This window comes from Saccharophagus degradans 2-40, assembly GCF_000013665.1.
Taxonomy (GTDB): domain Bacteria; phylum Pseudomonadota; class Gammaproteobacteria; order Pseudomonadales; family Cellvibrionaceae; genus Saccharophagus; species Saccharophagus degradans.
The window spans coordinates 3,416,239-3,439,798 of sequence record NC_007912.1 but is presented as its reverse complement, the minus strand read 5'-3'; the positions used below and the strand labels follow the sequence as shown (position 1 = coordinate 3,439,798).

19 protein-coding genes and 1 tRNA gene are annotated in these 23,560 nt (G+C 47.1%); 11 read left to right on the top strand and 9 right to left on the bottom strand.

Annotated elements, in window-relative coordinates; genetic code table 11:
- Nucleotides 1-213 precede the first annotated feature (213 nt).
- The 9 genes from SDE_RS14180 to SDE_RS14140 all read left to right on the top strand — a co-directional run bounded on the left by SDE_RS14180 (nt 214) and on the right by SDE_RS14140 (nt 10,463).
- Nucleotides 214-290 (top strand) — tRNA-Met (locus tag SDE_RS14180).
- Between the two features lie 290 nt (nt 291-580).
- Nucleotides 581-1,036: a ribosome maturation factor RimP gene (gene rimP / locus SDE_RS14175; RefSeq protein WP_011469187.1), complete on the top strand. Its 456-nt coding sequence runs from the start codon at nt 581-583 to the stop codon at nt 1,034-1,036.
- 93 nt (nt 1,037-1,129) lie between these two features.
- Nucleotides 1,130-2,611 carry a transcription termination factor NusA gene (gene nusA, locus SDE_RS14170; RefSeq protein ID WP_011469186.1) on the top strand — a complete coding sequence of 494 codons (1,482 nt, stop codon included), beginning with the start codon at nt 1,130-1,132 and terminating at the stop codon, nt 2,609-2,611.
- A 70-nt stretch (nt 2,612-2,681) separates the two neighbouring features.
- Nucleotides 2,682-5,408, top strand: coding sequence for a translation initiation factor IF-2 (infB, locus tag SDE_RS14165; RefSeq protein ID WP_011469185.1), 2,727 nt, complete (start codon nt 2,682-2,684; stop codon nt 5,406-5,408).
- A 31-nt stretch (nt 5,409-5,439) separates the two neighbouring features.
- Nucleotides 5,440-5,826: a 30S ribosome-binding factor RbfA gene (rbfA, locus tag SDE_RS14160; RefSeq protein WP_011469184.1), complete on the top strand. Its 387-nt coding sequence runs from the start codon at nt 5,440-5,442 to the stop codon at nt 5,824-5,826.
- A 3-nt stretch (nt 5,827-5,829) separates the two neighbouring features.
- Nucleotides 5,830-6,771 carry a tRNA pseudouridine(55) synthase TruB gene (gene truB / locus SDE_RS14155; protein WP_011469183.1) on the top strand — a complete coding sequence of 314 codons (942 nt, stop codon included), beginning with the start codon at nt 5,830-5,832 and terminating at the stop codon, nt 6,769-6,771.
- A 166-nt stretch (nt 6,772-6,937) separates the two neighbouring features.
- Entirely contained in the window at nt 6,938-7,207 is a 270-nt protein-coding gene (gene rpsO / locus SDE_RS14150) for a 30S ribosomal protein S15 (protein WP_011469182.1), read from the top strand.
- A 235-nt stretch (nt 7,208-7,442) separates the two neighbouring features.
- Entirely contained in the window at nt 7,443-9,575 is a 2,133-nt protein-coding gene (pnp, locus tag SDE_RS14145) for a polyribonucleotide nucleotidyltransferase (protein WP_041325797.1), read from the top strand.
- A gap of 90 nt (nt 9,576-9,665) precedes the next feature.
- Nucleotides 9,666-10,463, top strand: a complete 798-nt coding sequence (locus tag SDE_RS14140; protein WP_011469180.1) for a MipA/OmpV family protein — start codon at nt 9,666-9,668, stop codon at nt 10,461-10,463.
- A gap of 36 nt (nt 10,464-10,499) precedes the next feature.
- On the opposite strand, the gene ubiB is transcribed toward SDE_RS14140, so the two are convergent.
- From ubiB to SDE_RS14105, 7 genes are all read right to left on the bottom strand, one after another.
- The gene (gene ubiB, locus SDE_RS14135) at nt 10,500-12,104 is read right to left on the bottom strand and encodes a ubiquinone biosynthesis regulatory protein kinase UbiB (RefSeq protein WP_011469179.1); all 1,605 of its coding nucleotides are present in this window, start codon (nt 12,102-12,104) and stop codon (nt 10,500-10,502) included.
- 18 nt (nt 12,105-12,122) lie between these two features.
- Nucleotides 12,123-12,782 carry a ubiquinone biosynthesis accessory factor UbiJ gene (locus tag SDE_RS21400; protein WP_011469178.1) on the bottom strand — a complete coding sequence of 220 codons (660 nt, stop codon included), beginning with the start codon at nt 12,780-12,782 and terminating at the stop codon, nt 12,123-12,125.
- A 33-nt stretch (nt 12,783-12,815) separates the two neighbouring features.
- Nucleotides 12,816-13,565, bottom strand: coding sequence for a bifunctional demethylmenaquinone methyltransferase/2-methoxy-6-polyprenyl-1,4-benzoquinol methylase UbiE (gene ubiE, locus SDE_RS14125; RefSeq protein ID WP_011469177.1), 750 nt, complete (start codon nt 13,563-13,565; stop codon nt 12,816-12,818).
- 135 nt (nt 13,566-13,700) lie between these two features.
- On the bottom strand, nt 13,701-14,105 hold the full coding sequence (locus SDE_RS14120) for a gamma-butyrobetaine hydroxylase-like domain-containing protein (protein ID WP_011469176.1): 405 nt from the start codon (nt 14,103-14,105) through the stop codon (nt 13,701-13,703).
- Nucleotides 14,106-14,117: 12 nt separating this feature from the next.
- The gene (gene hslU, locus SDE_RS14115) at nt 14,118-15,434 is read right to left on the bottom strand and encodes an ATP-dependent protease ATPase subunit HslU (protein WP_011469175.1); all 1,317 of its coding nucleotides are present in this window, start codon (nt 15,432-15,434) and stop codon (nt 14,118-14,120) included.
- A gap of 112 nt (nt 15,435-15,546) precedes the next feature.
- Entirely contained in the window at nt 15,547-16,086 is a 540-nt protein-coding gene (gene hslV, locus SDE_RS14110) for an ATP-dependent protease subunit HslV (RefSeq protein WP_011469174.1), read from the bottom strand.
- Between the two features lie 127 nt (nt 16,087-16,213).
- The gene (locus SDE_RS14105) at nt 16,214-16,774 is read right to left on the bottom strand and encodes an SPOR domain-containing protein (protein WP_011469173.1); all 561 of its coding nucleotides are present in this window, start codon (nt 16,772-16,774) and stop codon (nt 16,214-16,216) included.
- A gap of 334 nt (nt 16,775-17,108) precedes the next feature.
- On the opposite strand from SDE_RS14105, the gene SDE_RS14100 reads away from it, so the two are divergent.
- Nucleotides 17,109-18,209, top strand: coding sequence for a carbamoyl-phosphate synthase large subunit glutamine-dependent (locus SDE_RS14100; protein ID WP_011469172.1), 1,101 nt, complete (start codon nt 17,109-17,111; stop codon nt 18,207-18,209).
- 3 nt (nt 18,210-18,212) lie between these two features.
- Here SDE_RS14100 and SDE_RS14095 read toward each other — a convergent pair whose 3' ends face one another.
- Nucleotides 18,213-20,423: a primosomal protein N' gene (locus tag SDE_RS14095; RefSeq protein WP_011469171.1), complete on the bottom strand. Its 2,211-nt coding sequence runs from the start codon at nt 20,421-20,423 to the stop codon at nt 18,213-18,215.
- Nucleotides 20,424-20,599: 176 nt separating this feature from the next.
- Between SDE_RS14095 and rpmE the strand changes: the two genes are divergently transcribed.
- The gene (rpmE, locus tag SDE_RS14090) at nt 20,600-20,812 is read left to right on the top strand and encodes a 50S ribosomal protein L31 (RefSeq protein ID WP_011469170.1); all 213 of its coding nucleotides are present in this window, start codon (nt 20,600-20,602) and stop codon (nt 20,810-20,812) included.
- 117 nt (nt 20,813-20,929) lie between these two features.
- Here the strand turns inward: rpmE and SDE_RS14085 are convergent, their stop codons facing one another.
- Nucleotides 20,930-23,470, bottom strand: coding sequence for a penicillin-binding protein 1A (locus SDE_RS14085; protein WP_011469169.1), 2,541 nt, complete (start codon nt 23,468-23,470; stop codon nt 20,930-20,932).
- Between the last annotated feature and the right edge of the window lie 90 nt (nt 23,471-23,560).

Sequence of the window (23,560 nt, the reverse complement as noted above, 5' to 3'; positions counted from 1 at the left end):
AGGGTGAACTAAAAGCAAAGGTGATTGTTGTAAAAAATGTGAAAGTTAAAAATTATTTTTATTCGGCTTTGCTTGTTCGAAATTTGTTCTTAATAGCTGTTTTTAATTAAAACGTAATTAATTAGTAACTTTTTTATAATTGTTCTTGACCTAGGTGGGCTTCATGCATACAATGCTGCGCCTCGGTTGAGAGAACTTATCAACCGGATTTGGTGCGGGGTGGAGCAGCCTGGTAGCTCGTCGGGCTCATAACCCGAAGGTCGTTGGTTCAAATCCAGCCCCCGCTACCACTTATTCTAAAGCTAATCGCTATTGCCGGTTAGCTGGCAGATTAATCTGTCGTTCTTTATACGGTTACCAGCCGTAGGGTTTCATGATAAGATTGCCGCGTTTTTGCAAGCTTGCGAGTGAGCCCGGGCCAGTTATCTGGTTTGCAATTGGCGTATCTAGCGTCGCGCGGGGCCCCTTTATGGGGTTTTTTCGTATCTGGGTATTTTAAAACCCAGTCCGGCGTTTAGCGCAAGAATTATTGTTTAAATGGGCTTTATGCCCATTTTTTGTTTGTAGAGAAAATACGAATATGGCGGGAAAAGAAACCCGGTTAGAGAAAATGCTTGCTCCTGTGGTTGAATCCTTGGGCTGTGAGTTCTGGGGGCTTGAGCTGCGCATGCAGGGCAAGCAATCACTGTTACGTATTTTTATAGAAAAAGAAGCTGGCGTTGGCGTTGAAGACTGCGAAAATGTGAGTCGTCAAGTGAGTGCTGTGCTCGATGTGGAAGATCCAATCTCTGGGGAATACACATTAGAAGTCTCCTCTCCTGGGATGGACCGCCCGTTATTCACTCTCGATCATTTTACGCGCTTTGTTGGCGAGCATGTGTCTTTGCGATTGCGAACCGCGTTTGATGGACGCAGAAACTTTAGTGGCAAGTTAACAGCGGTTGAAGATGATGAAGTCATCCTGCTGATTGATGCCGAAGAGTACATCTTGCCGTTTGAGCTTATCGATAAAGCTCAGGTGGTACCTAAATTTTAATTGTTACTTGAATCAGTTTTGCCTCGGCAAAGCTATTGTGACTCTAATTCTTTTATGTTTTTCCGTATATAAGGAACATATAGAGGCAACTCAATGAAAAAAGAAATATTGCTCGTCGCGGACGCTGTATCAAACGAAAAAGGCGTTGATAAAGGTATTATATTCGAAGCAATCGAATTGGCCTTGGCATCAGCCACCAAAAAACGTTACGACGAAGATGCTGATATTAAAGTAACGATTGACCGCAAAGATGGCGATTATGTAACTGTTCGTCGCTGGTTAGTTGTAGACGACGATACCTTGGCCGAGCTTGGAACTCAGTTCACTACCGAAGAAGCTATTGAGAAAGATCCATCGCTCAAGCCTGGCGATGTGTACGAAGAAGTTATTGAAAACGTAGATTTTGGTCGAATTGCAGCGCAAACCGCTAAGCAAGTTATTGTTCAAAAAGTACGTGAAGCAGAGCGCGCACAAATTGTTGATGAGTACCGCGGCCGTGTTGGTGAATTAATTGCCGGTACCGTAAAGAAAGTGACTCGCGATAATATTATTGTGGATCTTGGCGGCAATGCTGAAGGTTTGCTTCCTCGCGAAGAGTTAGTTGGCCGTGAAGTATTTCGTATGAACGATCGCGTGCGTGCCGTACTGGCTGATGTGCGTCCAGAAGCGCGTGGCCCACAGCTCTTTTTGAGCCGTGCATGCCCAGAGATGTTAATCGAGCTGTTTAAAATCGAAGTGCCTGAAATAGCAGAAGAAGTTATTTCTTTAAATGCTGCGGCGCGCGACCCAGGCTCTAGAGCAAAAATTGCAGTAGCTACAAACGACGGCCGTATAGACCCGGTTGGTGCTTGTGTTGGTATGCGCGGTTCGCGTGTACAGGCAGTATCTAACGAATTGGGTAACGAGCGTATTGATATTATTCTATGGGATGATAACCCGGCTCAATTTGTTATTAATGCAATGGCGCCGGCAGAAATTGAATCTATTGTTGTAGATGAAGAAGCCGGCTCTATGGATGTAGCTGTAGCCGAAGATAATTTAGCGCAAGCTATTGGTCGCGGCGGTCAGAATGTGCGCTTGGCGTCAGAGCTTACCGGTTGGGAAATCAACGTGATGAGCGTTGACCAGTGGAATGAAAAACAAGCCGCCGAGGCGGGCAGTGCACGCGATGTGTTTATCAATGCACTTGATATAGATGAAGATGTGGCCGACGTGTTGGTGGATGAAGGCTTTACCACCTTAGAAGAAGTCGCGTACGTGCCTTTGGAAGAATTTTTGGCCATTGAAGGCTTTGATGAAGAAATTGCAGAAGAGCTACGCAATAGAGCGAAAGATGCCTTGTTGACTCAAGCATTGGCTGGCGAAGAGAAAAATCAGCCTGCTGATGATTTGGTTAACATGGAAGGCATGGATGACGCTTTGGCTCAAACTCTTGCAGCGCGCGGTGTGATCTGTATGGAAGATCTCGCGGAGCAGGCGGTTGATGAGCTGATGGAAATTGACGGCATGGACGAAGAGCGCGCGGCTGCGTTAATTATGAAAGCCCGCGAGCCCTGGTTTGCAGACGAAGCCTAGTGCTTGGTCTTGTCGTAATGCCGGTAGTTGGAATATTAATTTAGTAAAGAATGGGAACTGAGACATATTTATGGCTGAAGTAACTGTAAGTGAACTCGCCAAGTCAGTGGGTGCGCCTGTTGAGCGTATTTTATCGCAAATGCAGCAAGCCGGGTTGACGCACCAGTCTCCTGACGACGTCGTGTCTGACGAAGAAAAACAAAAGCTACTGACTTTTCTTAAGTCTAGTCACGGTGAAACCGTGGCAGAGCCAAAGAAAATCACCCTAAAGCGTAAAACTACTACAACGCTAAAAACAGGGTCGGGCAGTGGCCGCAAAACTGTAAACGTAGAAGTACGTAAAAAGCGTACCTATGTGAAACGCGACGAAGTGGCGGACGAAATTGAAGAGTCAGCAGCTGTGGCTGAAGCAGAAGTGGCCAAGGTTGAAGAGCCTGTTGTTGAGCCAGTGCAAGAGCCGGAAGTGGCAGCGGAGCCAGAAGTGGTAGAGGCGCCAGAACCTGAGCCCGTTGTGGAGGCTATAGAAGAGGCGCCAGTTGAAGAGCCTGCTGCGCCAGCTGCCCCTGTTATTTCGCAAACTACTACCGCGTCTTCGCTAGTAGACGATGCCGAAGAAATGCGTATACGTGCAGCATCTGCTCGAATAAAAGCGGAAGAAGAGCGTCTTGCAGCAATTGAAAAAGCTCGCAAAGAAAAAGCGGCTAAGCCTGCGCCAGCTCCTGGCCCTGCAGCGGCTGCAAAAGAAGATGCTCGTCCGACTAAGCATGTGGAAGACTTGGCTAAGCTGAAAAAGCCACACGACAAGAAAGACGAAGAATTCGACGAAGACGGTAAAAAGCACAACAAGAAAGCCGGTAAAGCGGTTAAGAAAGTTGCTGGCCCGAAAAAAGTGGCTTCTGCTTTGGACTACGTTGAAGATAAAGAAGAGATTGAAGAAGTTATTCACGCGCCTAAACCAAAGCGTTTGTCGGCAAATCGTGGTCCGCGCCCTGTAATTAAAGTTTCGAATAAGCATGGCTTTAAAAAGCCAACAGGAAAAATTACTTACGATGTGGAAATTCCAGAGACAATCACTGTAGGTGAATTGGCTCAGCGTATGAACGTAAAGGCTGGTGAAGTTGTTAAGTGCTTAATGAAAATGGGCACAATGGCGACAGTTAACCAACCAATAGACCAAGAAACTGCGCAGTTAGTTGTTGAAGAGCTTGGTCATAAAGCTGTGCTTATAAGTGCAGATGCTATTGAAATTAAGCTACAAGAAGAAGTGGCTGCTAATGTGGATGGCGAGACCATCCCTCGCGCGCCAATTGTGACCGTAATGGGCCACGTTGACCACGGTAAAACATCGCTACTCGATTACATTCGTAAAGCGAAGGTTGCCTCTGGCGAAGCCGGTGGTATTACCCAGCACATTGGTGCATACCGAGTTCAAACAAGTCACGGCGAGTTAACCTTCTTGGATACACCTGGGCATGCCGCGTTTACCGCCATGCGCGCTCGCGGTGCGCAATGTACCGACGTTGTGATTCTGGTGGTTGCAGCAGATGACGGTGTGATGCCGCAAACAGAAGAAGCCGTTCAGCACGCTCGTGCAGCGGGTGTGCCTCTGGTTGTAGCCATTAACAAAATGGATAAAGAATCTGCAGACCCAGATCGTGTTAAAAACGAATTGTCTGCTAAAGAGGTTATCCCTGAAGACTGGGGCGGCGATACACAGTTTATTGAAGTGTCGGCACATACCGGTCAAGGTATTGAAGAGTTGCTAGAAGCCGTTGCGCTTCAGGCTGAATTGCTAGAGTTGTCTGCACCTAAAGATGTTCCTGCTCGCGGTGTTGTTGTTGAATCGCGCATGGATAAAGGTCGCGGTGTTGTTGCTACTGTGTTGGTACAGGGCGGTGACTTGAAGTCTGGTGACATTCTATTGGCTGGTCAAAGCTTTGGTCGCGTTCGCGCAATGACTAACGAATTTGGTGAGCAGGTAAAAACTGCGGGCCCATCTTCTCCTGTAGAAATCTTAGGTTTAGATACGCCTCCGCAAGCTGGCGATGAATTCCTTGTTGTGCCGGATGAGCGTAAGGCTCGTGAAGTTGCAGAATTCCGCGCCGAGCGTGAGCGCCAAGAGAAGTTGCAGCGCCAGCAAGCAGCTAAGCTTGAGAATATGTTCGCAGGTATTGGCGAGAACGAAACTAAAGTATTGTCTGTGGTATTAAAAACCGACGTTCGCGGTTCTTTAGAAGCTATTCAGGCAGCTTTATTGGATATAGGTAACGACGAAGTACAAGTAAATATTGTAGGTGGCGGCGTAGGCGGCATTACCGGTAACGATGTAAACTTGGCGTTAACTACTGGCGCGATTGTGCTTGGTTTTAACGTGCGTGCCGATGCTTCTGCGCGTAAATTGGCCGAAACTGAGTCTATCGAAATTCGTTACTACAGCATTATTTACCAATTGATCGACGAAGTTAAATCTGCGCTTTCCGGTATGCTTGATCCTGAGCGTGTTGAAGAGATTGTGGGTATTGCTGAAGTGCGTGAAACCTTCCGTTCACCTAAGTTCGGTCAGGTTGCTGGCTGTATGGTTGTTGAAGGTAGTGTTCATCGCAACAAGCCGATCCGTGTATTGCGTGAAAACGTGGTTATTTTCGAAGGTGAGCTAGAGTCATTGCGTCGATTTAAAGACGACGTAAGTGAAGTTCGTAACGGTACCGAGTGTGGTATTGGCGTTAAGAACTACGACGTTAAAGTTGGCGATCAAATCGAAGTCTTCGATGTTAAAGAGGTTGCTCGCGAGCTTTAATCGCGAGCATCTCTGTAAGAGGTTGGCCTAAATGCCACGAGAGTTTTTCCGTTCAGACCGTATTGCCGATGCTATTCAGCGTAGCTTGGCGCGCGTCATTCAAACCGAAGTGCGCGACCCGCGCCTCGGTTTGGTGAATATCAATTCCGTCGATGTTACTCGCGACCTTTCCATTGCCAAGGTTTACGTTACTGTGGTTGGTGCGAAGGAAGAGAGTGAAAGCGAAGTTGCTGTTAAGGTTTTAAATAAAGCAGCTGGTTTTTTGCGCAACGTTATTGCCAAAGAATTGACCATGCGGTCAGCACCTCGGTTGTCGTTCTTTTACGATCGCACAGCTGTTCAGGGGCAAAATCTATCTAACTTAATCGATCGAGCTGTAGCGGCAGATAAGCAGCGCTCGGAAGACGAAGGCGAGTAGTTAGTGGGTAATCGTAAAAGACCTGGTCGCCCAATATCGGGCGTAATAGTTATAGATAAACCGGCTGGAGATTCCTCCAACGGCGTATTGCAAAGGGTTAAACGCCTTTTTTTCGCAAATAAAGCAGGCCACACAGGCAGTTTAGACCCGCTCGCAACAGGGGTTTTACCGGTTTGTTTTGGCGATGCCACCAAATTCTCGCAGTTTTTGCTCGATTCCGATAAAGAATATGTAAGCACATTTCGCTTTGGCGAGGTTACCGATACCGCCGATTCAGACGGCGAAGTGTTGGAAAGCATTGATGCCTCTAAGCTTACTAAGGCTGACGTGCTCAAAGCTATTAAGGCTTATATTGGCGATATCGATCAGGTTCCCCCTATGTATTCTGCGCTTAAGCGCAACGGCCAGCCTTTATACAAGTTGGCGCGTCAGGGTATAGAGGTGGAGCGAGAGCCACGTCCAGTAACTGTTTACGAATTCGAATTACTGGCATTTAGACCGGGGGCAGTAGCTGAGGCCGATGTACGGGTCTTTTGCAGTAAAGGTACATACATTCGAAGCTTGGCATCGGATATAGGCGCAGATTTAGAGCTTGGCGGTCACGTAGCTAAATTACGCCGTACCCAAGCCGGCCCTTTTACTATCGACCAGTCGATAACTATTGAAGAACTAGAGCAAGAGCGCGGCGAAAGGCTTGCTGAAGTGCTCGATCATCACTTATTGCCAACTGATATAGCGGTTGCGGATTTCCCAAGTTTGGAATTAGACGACAATAGTGCGTTCTACTTCTCTAGAGGGCAGGCGGTTATGGACTCTCGGGTCTATCGCTTAGGGGATGAAGGTGATAAAGTGCGCGTCTTTGACTCCAGCGGAAAGTTCTATGGAGTGGCGGAAATCACCGATGAAGGCACCGTGGCGCCCAAGCGCTTAGTGAGTCAATCGTAGTACGCTATTGATTTTAAAGAATTTTTTGCTTTAGCTCGTAGAGCTAAGGCAAAAGGTAGGAGAGTTCAGCTCTCCGCTAACCTGTCTGTAAATATGCGCGGACAGGCCACATTATGCTGCAGCTAGCTGCGGTTTCGCATATTAACTGTAAATAGAGGTTATTGTTATGGCACTAAGTGCTGCTGAAAAATCTGCCATTGTGAAGGAATATCAAACTGCTGAGACCGATACTGGTTCTCCTGAAGTTCAGGTTGCTCTTCTCACTGCTAATATCAACAAGTTGCAAGGTCACTTTTCAGATCACAAGCAAGATCACCATTCTCGCCGTGGTTTGATTCGTATGGTAAACCAGCGTCGTAAGTTGCTGGATTACTTGAAAGGCAAAAATGTTGAACGCTATGCGAGCTTGATCCAACGCTTGGGTCTACGCCGCTAAGCTACAAAGTGCCCGCCTAGTTGCGGGCATTTTCGTCTTTTGCTCCTAGGTTTTTGGAATTCCCCAAAAACGTGGGTGTGATAGCTCGGTTTCAGTATGAAGAATTGTTGCTGGAATGGAGAGGGTAGCTATTTGCGTTGCCACAGGCTTTGTAGCGGCTACCCGTATTAGTATGTATTGGTAATAAAAGGTAAAAAGAGTGCAATGGGGCACTCCAAGTCAAAAGGATAAAAAAGTGAATCCGGTAATTAAAAAATTTCAATATGGTAATGACACTGTAACTTTAGAAACAGGTCGCATTGCGCGTCAGGCTTCTGGTGCAGTATTAGCTTCAATGGGCCAAACTTCAGTATTAGTTGCTGTTACAGGTTCTAAAGAAGCCAAGCCAGGGCAAGATTTCTTCCCGCTGTCTGTTCATTATCAAGAAAAAGCATATGCTGCGGGTAAAATCCCCGGTGGTTTTTTCAAGCGCGAAGCGCGCCCTTCAGAGAAAGAGACTTTAACGTCTCGTTTAATCGACCGTCCGATTAGACCATTGTTTCCAAACGGTTTTCTAAATGAAGTGCAGGTAGTTTGTACTGTTATTTCTGCAGAGAAAGACGTTGATCCAGATATTGTTGCCATGATAGGTACCTCTGCTGCTCTCGCTATTTCTGGTATTCCATTTAACGGCCCAATTGGTGCCGCGCGTGTAGGTTATACGCAAGAGTCGGGCTACTTATTAAACCCAACTTACTCAACTTTAAAAACGTCTGAGCTAGACATGGTTGTAGCGGGTACTGCCGATGCAGTGCTTATGGTTGAATCTGAAGCTAAAGAGCTGCCAGAAGATATTATGCTAGGTGCAGTGCTATACGCTCACCAAGAAATGCAAGCTGTTGTGCAAGCTGTAGCTGAACTTGCCAAAGACGCCGCCAAACCTGTTTGGGATTGGAAGCCAGAAGAAGTTAATGCAGAGCTAAAGGCTAAAGTTGAGCACGGTTTTGCGGATTCTGTAGGTGTTGCTTACCGCATTACCGACAAGCAAAAGCGTTACGATCGTTTGTCTGAGTTGCGCAATCAAGCGGTTGCTGAATTGGCTACCGAAGAATCTGGCGTATCTGCAGATGAAGTTAAAGGCCTGTTTGCTAAAATCGAAAAGCAAATTGTTCGTTCACGTGTTGTTGCAGGCGAGCCGCGTATCGATGGCCGCGACAGTAAGACTGTACGTCCACTACACGTAGAAGTGGGTGTTTTACCTAAGGTTCATGGTTCTGCACTGTTTACCCGTGGTGAAACTCAGGCTTTGGTTGTTTCTACTTTAGGTTCGGCCCGCGATGCACAAATTATTGATGCATTAGAAGGCGAGCGTAAAGATCCGTTTATGTTGCACTACAACTTCCCTCCTTACTCTGTAGGTGAGTGTGGTCGTATGGGGGCTACAGGTCGTCGCGAAATTGGTCACGGCCGTTTGGCACGTCGCGGTATTGGCGCAGTTTTACCAAAAGAAGAAGATTTCCCTTACACCATGCGTGTAGTAAGTGAAATCACTGAATCTAACGGTTCTAGCTCTATGGCCTCTGTATGTGGTGCGAGCTTGGCGTTGATGGATGCTGGTGTACCTCTGAAAGCACCTGTTGCTGGTATTGCAATGGGCTTGGTTAAAGAAGACAACGGCTTTGCTGTTCTTACCGACATTTTGGGTGATGAAGATCACCTAGGCGATATGGACTTTAAAGTTGCCGGTACTGCCGATGGTGTTACCGCTCTACAGATGGATATCAAAATTGAAGGTATCACTGAAGAGATCATGGAAATTGCTTTAGGGCAGGCCATGGACGCGCGTTTACACATTCTTGCGGAAATGAACCGTGTTATCGCTTCTCCACGTAAAGAGTTGTCTGAGAACGCGCCGCAATTCCACACCATGAAAATCGATCCAGACAAGATTCGTGACATCATTGGTAAAGGCGGTGCAACTATCCGTTCTATTACTGAAGAGACTGGCGCATCTATCGATATCGACGATAACGGCACAATCAAAATCTACGCCGACGATGGTGACGGTATGCAAGCTGCTATCGCGCGTATTGAAGAGATTACTGCAGAAGCAGAGATTGGTGCTGTATACCAAGGTAAAGTTGTACGTATCGTTGATTTCGGTGCGTTTGTTAACTTCTTGCCTGGTAAAGATGGTTTGGTGCACATTTCACAAATCGCTCACGAGCGAGTACAAAATGTTTCTGACTACTTGAAAGAAGGTCAAGACATTGAAGTGAAGTGTATGGATATTGACCAGCGCGGTCGTATTAAGCTATCCATCAAAGAGTTACTGCCTGCTCCAGAAGCAGAAACTGCAGAAGCTCCAGCAGGAGAAGGCGAAGAGTAATCGCCTTAACCTGTTAACAAAACCCGCTGCGCGATTCGTTATGAATAAGCAAGCGGGTTTTTTTATGTTTGGAATTTGAGGGCAAGCTAGGTGAAGCGTTATTGGATAGGTGCGTTGGCATTGTGCTATGCAGTCAATGCGAGTGCAGTGTTTGATGGAGAAATGGAATTAGGTATTGGTCTCGGTGGGCAATATATTCACGACTACCGCGGTTCGAAAGAAACACAAATACAATTTTTACCTTTTCCATTTGTTAAGTATCACGGTGATTTTCTTAAAATAGATCGCAAAGGTGTGGAGGGCGAAATATACGCTTCCGATCGTTTTGAATTTAATTTAAGTGCAGATTTAGCGCTTAATGGCGATAGCCACGATAACCGTTTACGAGCCGGTATGCCGGAGCTTGCGAGCGCAGCGCAAATTGGGCCTTCGTTTAATATCAACATAACCGGTAAAAATTTCCACACAGGTTGGGCGGCTCGACTGCCGTTGCGCGGTGTGGTGGCAATAGATACGTCTAAAGTTGAGTATATAGGTTATAACTTTGCCCCCAAACTTACCTATCAGTGGCCAAAGTTTTACGGTGAGTGGGACGCAAAGGCGGATGTAGGCGTAATTTACGCCTCAGAAAAATACCACCGTTATTATTACAGTGTTGAAGATGCATTTGCTACGGTAGAAAGGCCAGCCTATGCCGCAACTGCCGGTTACAGTGGCGCGTTTGTAAAGGTTGGAGCCAAAGCGAGGTACGGCAACATTATTTACGGTACAAGTATTCGTTACGACAATTTAGAGGGCGTTGTATTTGAAGGTAGCCCATTAATGGAAACAACAAATCACTGGGTAATATCTGCTGGTGTGGCGTGGGTTTTTTATAAGCGAAATTAAGTGGGTTGGACGGCGTACTCCGTCCAATCGCACACATTATCGTTTGGTTACAGCTAACAAGGTGGCGCCAGCAGCAATAAGCACAATGGCCGATTGTGGGATTGCGGTATACGTCGCCAGAGTAATTGCTAGGCCCGCCATTAGGGTGCCATAGCCAAGCCAGGTTAGGGCTTTGTTTGTGCGTTGTGTTGCGGAGCTTATTTGCTGCTTATGCTCGTTAGCTGGCTGGTTGTTCAGCTTTTCTAAAGCGTTGAATACCAAGTGGGGCACTTCTGGGAATTTTTCTAGCCATTCTGGTGCATGGTATTTTAAGTTGTTGAAAAGCGTTTTAACTTGGTAGCGCTCTTTTAGCCATTTTTCTAAGTATGGGTGTGCCGTATCCCACAGGTTTAAGTCTGGGTAGAGCTGTCGACCTAGCCCTTCTATGTTTAACAGGGTTTTTTGCAGCAGTACCAGTTGTGGTTGTACTGGCATATTGTAGCGTCGAGCGGTTCTAAATAAATTTACCAGCGATTCACCAAAGGATATATCTTTAAGTGGGCGTTCAAAAATAGGCTCACACACGGTACGTATTGCCGATTCAAAACCACTTATAGACGTATTCGCCGGTACCCAGCCACTCATTACATGCAGCTCTGCTACTTGGCGGTAATCTCTGCGGAACATGGCGAGTAAGTTGCGCGCAAGGTAGTACTGATCTTCTTTTGTGAGTGAGCCAATAATGGCCATATCCACAGCCATATAACTTGGGTTTTGCGGGTTGGCTGGCGACACAAAAACGTTGCCGGGGTGCATGTCTGCATGAAAAAAGTTGTGTTCAAAAACCTGCTTAAAAAATACTTCTACTCCGCGTTCTGCAAGCAGTTTTAAATTTGTACTCTGTGCGTTAATTTTTTCCATATCGGTAACAGGAATGCCGTAAATCCTTTCCATTACCATTACTTTGTTTGTGCAGTATTGCCAGTGCACGGCGGGAACATACAACAGGGGCGAGCCTTCAAAGTTGCGGCGCAACTGGCTTGCGTTGGCTGCCTCGCGTTTTAAATCCAGCTCGTCAAAAATAGTGTCTTTATAATCTGCCACTACTTCGCTTAATTTAAATCTGCGGCCTTCTGGGCTTAGCTTTTCGATGGTGCGCGCTAACAGCTCCAGTAGAGCAACATCTTTTTGGATTATCTTTTCTATATTGGGGCGCACCACTTTTACGACAACATCTTCACCTGTGTGCAGCGTAGCAGTGTGTACCTGTGCAACAGAGGCTGATGCTAATGGTTTTTCAGAAAACTCTTTAAACAGAGCGTTAGTGTTATTGCCAAGCGCCTGTTCAACAATACGTTTAAATTCTTCATTGCTAAATGGAGCGACTCTATCTTGCAGGTAGTTAAGTTCTTCGATGATGTCATCGGGAATAAGGTCGGGGCGGGTAGACAGTAACTGACCAAACTTTATAAAAATTGGCCCAAGTTCTTCGAGACTGTTGCGCAGCGCACGACCGCGGCTTATATCGGGCTTGGGGTAAAACCAGAAGGGAAAGAGTAATAATTTGTAGCGCGACTTTACCTCTACGTCTTTCAGTAAGGCGTCTAAGCGGTAGCGGCAAAATGTATGAATAATGCGGGTAAGTCGAGCAAGTCTGCGCACTTAACTGTTTCCGTTTGGTTAGTTGTTTTTAATGTTGTTTTTTTGCGCAAAATACGCGTTTAGCTTAGCTTCTAGGCGCTGTGCTCTGGCTGCGACATTGTCCACATCGTCATAAAAGATATTTAGCTCCTGCTGCGCAGGTATTGCGCGTAGCTCATCAGTAAGCACATTGGCTGCGTTTTCTTCTATAAAGTTTTTGGTTTCTTTTGCCCAGCTTGTTAGCGCACGAATGCCCGTAGCGGCTATATGAGTTAGTGCGGGGGGCGCAATAGGGGCGAGCAGGTCTTCCCAGTCTATATCTATGTTTTTTGCAATTTCTTGAACATGGGTAAGTAGGTTGGCATTACCCTGTACAGTTAACCCTGTATCGGCCAGCGTGTGATTATTTTGCTGTGTGGCGGCGCGTAAAAATGCCTCTGCGCTGCCTCTGACTTGTGCATCTGCGTCGTCCAGGGGGTTGCCGTTTACCAGTACTTGGTTTTCACAAAACAAAAATTGTAATTTAAGTGTAGGTTGGTTGCAGTTTATTTGAAGAGTTCTACCGTTTAGCGCATTGAGCTTTATTCGGGTGGCAGGGTCGGCTGTTAACGCTTTGTTGATAGCTAGCTCTATCGTCATAGCCAGAGCGCTAGCGAGTGGAGTGGGCGTTACGGTGTTTCCATCTGGCTGTTGGTTCATAGTGCGCTCGTTGTATGTGTTTTCGTTGCTGCTTTAAGGTTTAATTCCGGTGTGTAACGCTACTATGCCGCCTGTCATGTTGTGGTATTTGGTCTGTGCGAAACCAGCTGCATCCATCATTCCTTTTAGCGTTTCTTGGTCTGGGTGCATGCGAATACTTTCTGCTAAATAGCGGTAGCTGTCTGCATCTTGGGCAATTATTTGTCCCATGGTGGGCAAAATTTTAAATGAGTAAAAGTCGTACGCTTTTTCTACCAATGCATTTTGTGGTTTGGTGAACTCTAGTATCAATAAGCGCCCACCGGGTTTTAGCACGCGCAACATGGACGCAATTGCCAAGTCTTTATCGGTAACATTACGCAAGCCGAATGCAATCGTTATGCAATCAAAAGTATTGTCTGGGAAGGGAAGGTATTGTGCATCGGCCTGGGTGTACACCACGTTGCCGGCAACGCCGCTGTCTATAAGCTTATCTCGGCCGACATTGAGCATGGATTCATTAATATCTGCCAACACTACTTGGCCGGTTGGGCCTACAATGCGGGAGAATTTTTTAGTAAGGTCGCCAGTGCCGCCGGCAATATCTAATACTTTGTGCCCAGAGCGTACGCCAGACAGCTCAATGGTGAACTGTTTCCAAATGCGGTGAATTCCGCCGGACATGACATCGTTCATAATGTCGTACTTAGCTGCCACAGAGTGGAATACGCCGGCAACGCGTCTAGCTTTGTCTTTAACATCTACTTTTTCGTAACCGAAGTGTGTGGTTTGCTCGTCAGACATGGTTGACCTCTAATGGCGTATTCGCGAAAGGCAGCTATTCTACCGCGTCCAGCCAGTGGTGGCCATTAGTGGTGAGCGGGTAGGTTTTGGGGGAGTATTGAGGAAAAGGGCCGATTGCTCGGCCCTGAAGGTTTACTAGTTGGGGTTAACCCACTTTACTGCGCTCACATCTTTTGTGGCTTCTGCTTCTGCTTGCTCAGTCTTGTGCTTTTCTACCCGTTCTAGGTAGTCGGCCCAGTTTGCTTCGTAATTTTCACCAAGCTCTTTTAAATAGCCCCAAGAATATATGCCGGAATCGTGGCCATCACTGTAAATAAGCTTAATAGCGTAGTTACCTAGGGGCTCTATGCCGGTAATGGCGACATTCTCCTTGTTTAATTGCAGCACTTCTTCACCTGGGCCGTGGCCTTTTACTTCGGCTGAAGGCGAATATACACGCAGATATTCGGCTTTTAAGTGATAGCTTTGTTCGCCGAACTCAACCTCTAACACGCAGGATTTGCGGTGAAGCTTTATTTTACTTGGGGTTACTGTAGTCACTCTCGTGCTCCGTTAAAGGATGAATCGGCTCAAATCTTCGTTTTTGGTGAGCTCGCCAAGCTGGCCATCAACAAATGCAGCATCGATAGTTACGTTGTTATCGCTTTCACCGGCGGCAAACGAAATCTCTTCCAATAATTTTTCTAGCACTGTGTGCAAGCGTCGGGCGCCAATATTTTCGGTGCTTTTGTTTACTTGATAAGCAATTTCGGCGATTTTACGGATTCCGTCGGCGGTAAATTCGATTTGTGTGCCTTCTGTTGCCAGTAACGATTGGTGTTGTTCAGTAAGCGATGCTGTTGGTTCTGTAAGAATACGCTCAAAATCGTCTGGCGTAAGCGCTTGCAATTCAACACGTATAGGTAGGCGCCCTTGCAGCTCTGGGATAAGGTCTGAGGGCTTGGAAACATGGAATGCACCAGAGGTTATAAACAGAATGTGGTCTGTTTTGATCATGCCGTGCTTAGTGCTAACCGTGCAGCCTTCAATAAGTGGCAGCAAATCGCGCTGTACACCTTCGCGCGATACATCTGCGCCGCTATTGCCTTCACGCTTGGCTACTTTGTCTATCTCGTCGATAAACACAATGCCATTTTGCTCGGCGGCATCTATGGCTTGTGCTTTTAATTCTTCTTCATTAACAAGCTTAGCCGCTTCTTCATCTGTTAATTTTTTGAATGCTTTTTTAACAGTAAGTTTTGTTTTTTTTGTTTTGCCCGTGTTCATGCTCGAGAACATATTTTGCAACTGGCTGGTCATATCTTCCATGCCAGGAGGAGCCATTATCTCTACGCCCACTGGGGTGGCAGAAACATCTATCTCAATTTCTTTATCGTCTAACTGACCTTCGCGCAATTTCTTGCGGAATATTTGGCGAGTAGAGGAATCTTCTACTGCGCCATCCTCGCCTCTGGCCGGTGGCAGCAATGCGTTAAGAATTCTTTCTTCGGCGGCTTCTTCAGCGCGGTGCCGCACTTTGGTCATTTCTTGTTCGCGCATCATTTTTATAGAGCTATCCACCAAATCGCGAATAATTGACTCTACATCGCGGCCAACATAGCCCACCTCTGTAAATTTAGTGGCTTCTACTTTTATAAATGGTGCGTTGGTAAGTTTGGCCAACCGGCGGGCTATTTCAGTTTTACCCACCCCGGTTGGGCCTATCATTAAAATATTTTTAGGGGTGATTTCTGTGCGTAGCTTGGCATCTAGCTGCATTCTTCTCCAGCGATTGCGCAACGCAATGGCTACTGCTTTTTTGGCATCCTGCTGACCAACAATATGCTGGTCCAATTCATGAACTATTTCACGTGGTGTCATAGTGGACATAATTAATTCCCGAAGTCGTCAGCCCAAATACGCGATTTGGCGCCGGTAAAATCTATTTTTGCACTTTTGTGCAGTATCAAGTCGTGTTCGCAATGTTTGCGAATGATTGAAATTAGAAACTCAGCTCTTCAATGGTGAAGTGGTGGTTGGTGTAAACACACACATCGCCGGCTATGCCGAGGCTTTTCTCGACAATATCTCTGGCTTCTAACTCGGTATTTTCTAGTAGTGCGCGCGCTGCCGATTGGGCAAAGGCGCCGCCAGAGCCGATGGCAATAAGGTCGTTTTCTGGCTGAATAACATCGCCATTACCGGTTACTATCAGTGAGGCATCTTTGTTTGCTACGGCAAGCAAAGCTTCTAAGCGGCGCAGGGCGCGGTCTGTTCGCCAATCTTTGGCTAGTTCAACAGCTGCGCGTACAAGTTGGCCGTCGTGTGCTTCTAGCTTAGCTTCAAAGCGTTCAAACAGGGTGAATGCGTCAGCGGTGCCGCCAGCAAAACCTGCAATAACTTGGTTTTTATACAGGCGACGCACCTTGCAAGCGTTGCCTTTCATAATAGTGTTGCCAAGAGAAACTTGGCCGTCTCCACCAATGACAACTTTATTGCCTCGGCGCACAGACAGTATGGTGGTGCCGCGATATTGTTCCACAGATATATCCTACTTCTAAATGGGGGAGTGCCGCGAAGGCTGCTTGATAGAGAAAGTGGGGGTGGCTTGGGCTATTTCAAGTCGAGCCAAGGGGATTGGCTCAACTTAGCGTAGATTGATGTACGAATTAATTCTCGATATTGCGTTTTAGCACAAGGGCTTCGAAGCGGTTAGATATAAGCGTGCTGCGCGCTTTAGACATTCTTGAGCGTGATTGGTAAGGGCCCGCTAACACTCTGTACCAAGTTTCACCGTTTCTAACTTTGGCGTCCTGCACTGTGGCTTCCAAATTTAGCAAAATTAATTGCGCTCGCAGCGCTTCGGCATCTGTTTTATTTTTGAATGATGCCACTTGCAAAATATATTCAGTCGCCGGTGCTTCCGGTTCGGTGGCTGCACCAGAGGGGCCGCTAGTATCGGGTTTTGGGGTGGGCACTTTTGCGTCTTTTAACAGCTCATAAAAGTCGAAACGAGGCTTTTGCTCCTCGTTCTTGGCCGAGTTAGCGGCTGTTTTTTCTTTTACTTCTTTGGCCGTTTCTTGCGGAGACATGTCCGCAAGTCGCATCAAAAACATAATAAATGCACCTAGCACGGCTCCCGTAAACAACCAAACCCACGCTGGTACCCGCGGTTCTGCTTTGCGTTTACTTGCTTGAGGGGGCTTTTTCTTGGCGTAATCTCGGGCCATGGTGCTATTGCTGTCCTAATGGGAGTGAACGGGGGCGTTAGTGTATACGAGAACCTGTTAATGGTGGGCGTTGCTCGATTTACAAATTAGAAAAAAATGCGCGCTGGTGCACAGCTTGAGAACGTCTAGCTTATCACAACTATAGCGCCTCAAAACCAAAATTTGCTTGGGTTTTATTGGCTTAGCTCAATGTTCTAAGCTATTATCGAGCTTTAATGAGCCTGTAGGCGTTAATATTTAAGCTAAAATGTTAGACGTTGCAAATGGCAAGTTATGATGGTGCTGGTAAGTTGCTCTCAAGTACCTTCATTCATTTACCCAGCGAGTGGAAATTATGGACTACGTAACAGTTTCTTTGAGCAGGTTGACTGCATTAATTGGATTTATTGTACTGCTGGTGGCCTGTGGTGGCGCACCTGGGGATAATCCGAATATTTCTACCCCTTCTCCTGGAGGCGAAACTGAAGTGGAAGTAGATGACGGAGTGATCAATATTTCTTTTGTTTCAGCTTCCGCCAAGCAAATTTATTTGCGGGGGCAAGGTGGGAATGAAAATACAATCCTCACGTTTCGGGCGACGGATAGTTCAGGAAACCCAGAATCAAACGTGGCTTTAAGCTTTTCATTGAGCACCGATGTGGGCGGGGTTCAGCTTAAGGGCTCTACTCAAGGTATTAGAACCAATAGTGAAGGAAATGCATTTGTATCGCTCGCAAGTGGTACTGTTGCTACGCCTGTCCGAGTGATTGCCTCATTGGATGGCTCCAATGTTACTGCCACATCCAGCGATATTATTATTTCAAGTGGGATTCCTGTGGCAAATCGGTTCTCACTTTCAGCAGGCCCTGATTGGGGGGTAGATAACTCCAGAAATACAGATGGTGTGTCCGTAACACTTAATATTCGGGCGAGCGATCAGTTTGGAAACCCCGCATTCGATGGTATTCAGGTAAGTTTTTGGAGCCCTGAATCGGGACTAGTTGGTTCATCGTGTACTCTTTCAAATGGTTCATGTTCCGTTAATTGGGAAAGCGCAGGCAGCAGTAAAAATGCACCAGACTTTAATGCGAGTGTGATGGCTTTTACTCAGGGGGCTGAGTCATTTACAGATCTTAATGGTAATTTCCTGTATGACGAAGGAGAGACGTTTGTCGATTTACCTGAGCCGTTCGTAGATGAGAATGAAGATGGTATGTACACGCTTGGAGAGGCGTTCGTTGATACGAATCAGAACGGCGTACGCGATTTAGGTAACGGTGTATATGATGGGCCTTGCATTACTGAAGGGTGCTCTTCTACTACGGTTACTATAGCGAGAAGCGCGCCTCTTTACTTGTGTAGTGGTGTGGCTTCCGAAAATGATTTTGATCCGGACCCTGAAAATGGGGACCCAGATACTGATGGAGATCCAGTAAGAAGCTGTGAAATAGATTGATCTTTAAGCGCTGGTCACCGGATCAATATCCACCGACCAGCGCGTTCTTCTCGCCTCCGCTTTAACTTCTACCTCGCTTAGCACGGCTTTTAAAGTTGCGTGAAGCTCCTTTCTTGAATTACAGAAAAGTTGGTATTGAAACCTAAACCTGTTGCCTATTTTTTCTATAGGGGCTGCCATTGGGCCGATGGTGGTGATGGTGTGTTTGTTGCCAGTATTTTTAATCGCGCCATGTATCAGTTGTAATATGGCAAGCGCGTTTTCGGGCCGCTTGGACTCGCTGCGAATTAAAGCAGAGTATCCGTAAGGTGGTAGGCCGGAATGTTTGCGTTCTGCTAGCAGTTGCACCGCAAAGCTATTGTAGCCTTCCGCAATAAGCACACGCATTAACGGGTGGTCTGGTTGGTGGGTTTGGATAAGTACTTTACCCGTTGACGATGCGCGCCCAGCCCTGCCGGCCACTTGAGTAACAAGTTGGCCAACTTGTTCTACACCGCGATAATCGGCACTCATAAGGCCTTGATCTGCATCGGCAATAACAGCGAGGTTAATACCGGGAATATGGTGCCCCTTGGCTAGCATTTGTGTGCCAACCAGTATGCAAGGCGTGCCTGCGTAAGCGGGCTCTAATAGCTTTTGCATCGCCTTCTTAGAGCTGGTGGTGTCTCTATCTATACGTATTACTGGAGTATTTGGAAACTGCTTCGCCAAAAAGAGCTCGATTTGCTCGGTACCACTACCGCGATGGCTGAATGCTTGGTTTTTGCAGCTTGGGCAGGCGCGAGGTACGCCGTTTTGCCTGTCGCAGCGGTGGCAGTGTAGGTGTCTTGGGTGCGAGTGAAAGGTCATAGGTAGTTCGCAGCCCGTACATTTGGCTTGCCAGCCGCAGTGATGACAAAAGAGCGACGGGGCAAACCCTCTGCGATTAAGAAATACCAGCGCCTGCTGTTGGCGTTGTAGGGTGTGCCTAATTTCTTCTATTGCCGATTCACACAGTCCTGCTGTCAATTGCTGGTTGCGAATGTCGATACTTTCGATATGAGGCGGTGTGGCTGTGCTTGCTCGCTGGGTGAGTTTTAAATGTTGGTAGCGACCAGTAATGGCGTTGTTTAGGGTTTCTAGTGAAGGGGTTGCAGAGCCTAATACCACGGGAATGTTGTGCTGTTTGGCTCGGTAAACGCATATGTCTCGCGCCGAATAACGAAAGCCGTCGTGTTGTTTATATGAGAGGTCGTGCTCTTCATCCACAATGATAATGCCGGGTTTGTTAAGTGCGGCTAAGGCAGCTAGGCGCGTGCCTATCACTATTTTTGCACGGCCGCTTTTTGCTGCTTGCCAATGTTCGGCGCGTTTGGCTTCGTTAATGGAGGAATGGAGTTCGGCTATTTCTACGCTAAACCTGTCTTTAAATCGGCCTACTGTTTGGGGAGACAGGCCTATTTCAGGAATAAGTACAAGTGCTTGTGTGCCTGCTTGTAAGGCTCTGGCCACCAGTTGTAGGTACACTTCGGTTTTGCCGCTGCCTGTTACACCATCAAGCAGGTAGGCCCCAAAGCGGTGAAAAATAACGCTTTCTTGTGCGGCTGTTTGCTCTTGGTTTAGGGTGAGTGGCGTATTGTTGAGCAAGCTATTATTTGTTTGCACTTGTTCAATCGAGTCTTTAACTAAAATTTCTTCGATAAGATTTTTGTCTTTAAGTGCTTTTATTGCAGAGGTGGAAAAACCAAGCCTTTGTGCCGTGGAGCGGGTAAATTGTGTGTTTTGTAGCAGGTACCTGTGTATTTCTTGCTGCTTTTTAGAGCGGTTTAATGCTGTTTCTGGCAATCCCATCCCTTCGGGGGTGTGTTTCCACGCGCTTATGAGTTGTTCGTGCTCTTGGCGTTCGCCTTGGCGCAACTTTTGGGGGATGGACGCGTGTAATACCTCGCCTAGAGAGTGGTGGTAGTAATTGGCAGCCCAGCTAAATAGCTGCAAATCTAGGTGAGATATAAGTGGTGTGTCATCAATAATGGTGTGAATGTCTTTCATTTTGTCGGCAGGAGTTTCCGACTGCGCCTTCACCCCAATGATTATGCCAATTAAGGTTTGATTGCCAAACGGCGCCTGTACGCGACAGCCTATTAGCCCATTTGGGTCACCCTGAAAATTGGTGAGGTAGTCAAATGTGCGGCGCAAAGGAACGGGTAGGGCGATTTCTAGGTAGAGCTTATTCATTAAGTTGGCGTTGGCCTATTGCAGAGTGATCGATATGTAGACGATTTTGTGTTGCTTTGCGTGCGCTTTCTGGTACCATGCGCGGTCTTAAATTTAGGCCGGTAACATAAACGATGTACCGTGTTCGACACAAGTGATCGAATGGCGGTGCACTAAAATCATTAGAGGCATTTATCATGCAAGCAGATATTCAACCAAACTACGGCGATATGAATGCAACGTGCAGTTGCGGTAATGTTGTTAAAACTCGTTCAACTTTAGCTAAAGATATTCATATTGACGTGTGTTCAGAATGCCACCCATTCTACACCGGTAAGCAGAAGACTGCCGATACTGGCGGCCGTATCGATCGCTTCAACAAGCGTTTTGGTGCTATCAAATCTAAATAATTGGCGATTCGCGTTAGTTATTAAAAAGCCGGCTATTCGCCGGCTTTTTTGTGTCTGCGGCTAATTGAAGTTGCAGCTTATAGGAAGGGCTGGATATTTGCCCTTCCTAATAAGACGCTAGAAAAGGTCTTCTGTAATACTCTCTTCGTACGGCATGGCCTGATTGGTGGCGTCGTTCTGTGATTTAAACTGTGGCACATGCTCCGCTCTAAATGTTTCGAATATCGCGTCTGGGTCGTCAATCCTAGCGCGTTCGCCCGTTTCTGGGTTTATGCGTACGGTAACCATGCCTGGAGGTTGGGCGCGATGTGTATTCGGCTTGCCTTTTAACGCCTCCTTCATAAAGTCTATCCAAATTGGCAATGCTGCAGAGCCGCCGTATTCATTTTTACCAAGTGGCGAATGCTGATCAAACCCAACCCAAGTAGTGGCCACAAGATTACCGTTGTAGCCGGAAAACCAAGCGTCTTTGGGGCCGTTGGTGGTGCCGGTTTTCCCTGCCAAATCAGTTCTACCTAGGGCTTTTGCGCGGTAGCCAGTACCTTTTTGAACAACATCTTTTAGGATTGAGTCCATGATGTAAGCGACTTGGTCGTCGAGCACCTTTGGTGCTTTGGGGTAATCGCTAGGCTCTAAAATACCTAGCAGGCTCTTAACCTCAAAGTCGAACTGGAAGGGGTCGCCCTGAATTTGGTAGGGGTTGTTAGAGCTATCCTCTTCGGCGCCCGAATCGTTTTGGCTGCTAAGTTGCGCGAGATATTCGCCATCGTCACAGCCGTTACATACTGTTGGCGGTAAGGCTTCGAACACGGCGCGACCATCGAAGTTTAGAATTTTTTCCACTAAATAAGGCTCAACCTTATAGCCCCCGTTGGCGAATACCGCGTAACCGGTTGCCACTTGCAAAGGGGTTAAATCGTGGCTGCCTAACGCTAGAGATAGGTCGCGGGGAAGTTCAGATTCGTCAAAACCAAAACGCGACATGCCGTCAATCACATTGGAGATACCTGTGTTGCGTAAGATTCGGATCGAAACCAAGTTTCTGGATCGGTACAGCGCCTCCCTTAGGCGAGTAGGCCCGTAAAAGCGTCCGCCGTCGTTTTCTGGTCGCCATGTGCTTTCGAGTTGCCCATCTTCGAATACGATTGGGGCGTCGTTAATGATGGAGGCGGCGGTCATGCCGTGCTCTAGCGCGGCGGTATATACAAATGGTTTGAAGTTAGAGCCTGGCTGTCTGCGGGCTTGTGTTACACGGTTGAAGTTGCTCTGGTGAAAGTCAAAGCCGCCGACGAGCGCTCTAATAGCGCCATTTTGCGGCGATAGAGAGATAAGTGCAGCTTGAGCCTCTGGAATTTGGCTCAGTCTCCACATGCCATCTTGCTGCTTGATGCGAATCAGGTCGCCCGGTGCGACAATTTCTTCGGCTAGTTTTGGGGAAGGGCCGCGCGAGTCTTCGGTTATATAAGGGCGCGCGCTGGATAAGCCTTGATCCCACTCGAGGGTGAGTATTTCGTTTTCCTCGGTAAGTACGTGAATACGTTGATCTTCTACGCCGGTCACTAGTGCCGGCTTGAGGTTGCCGTAAGAGGGGGTGGCTTTGAGTGTTTCAAGCCAGGGGCCGTAGTCGGTCGTTGATAGCCCGCTCTCATCTGTTTTAATGTCGAGTTGGTCGAGCGGAAGGTTTTGCTCGGGGCCTCGGTAGCCGTGACGTTGGTCGTAAGTGATCAGCCCTTCTACAACGGCTTGCTGAGCAGTGTCTTGTAATCGACTGTCGACGGTTGTGTATATTCGGTAGCCATCCGTATATGCGGCATAGCCAAATAGCTCGATTGCTTTCTTTCGTGCCATTTCTGAAACATAAGGCGAGTATACGTCTAAATTTACACCGTGGTATTTGGCTGTGACGGGGGTGGCAACGGCTTGAGCGTAGGTTTCCTCGTTGATAGAGCCAAGTTCAAACATGCGTCCTAGAATCCAATTGCGTCTCTCCTTGGCGCGCTCTGGGTTAATAATAGGGTTTTGGAAGGAGGGGCCCTGAGGAAGGCCTGCTATCATTGCTAATTCGGGTAAGGTTAAGTCGTTAAGTGTTCTGCCGTAATAGACTTGTGCGGCAGCTTCAATGCCGTAGGCACGCTTCCCTAAAAAGGTAACATTGACATAAAGTTCAAAAATTTCTTCTTTTGTGAGCTCTTTCTCAATTCTTAGGGCTAGAAGAATCTCGTTGAACTTACGTATAAAAGCTTTTCGTTTGGTGAGGAAGTAATTTCGGGCAACCTGCATGGTTAAGGTGCTGCCCCCAGAGCCTTTTTTACCCGTGGTAACAAGCTCTACCACTGCGCGACTAATCCCTTTAATTGATACGCCGTGATGGGTGAAAAATTGAGCGTCTTCAGCCGCGAGCAGGGCTTGAATGTAAAGTGGCGGAATGTCGTCAAACTTAACGGGGGTGCGGCGTTGGTCGCCAAATTCGCCGATTAATTTTCCATCAGCAGAGTAGATTCTAAGCGGGGTTTGGAGGCGTACGTCACGTAATGTATCCACCGATGGTAATTGTGGGCTAAGGTAAAGGTATGTTCCGGATAATCCGACTAAACTACAACCTATGCCAGCGGCGATGAACCATAGGGTAACGGCTAAAAATTTGGATTTTATTTTCATTGTGGATTACATGAGCCTTCAATTTTGGCGTGAAAATGACGATGAATTGCCATTATAAGACCTTTTTCACACTTTACCTATGCAAGCGCT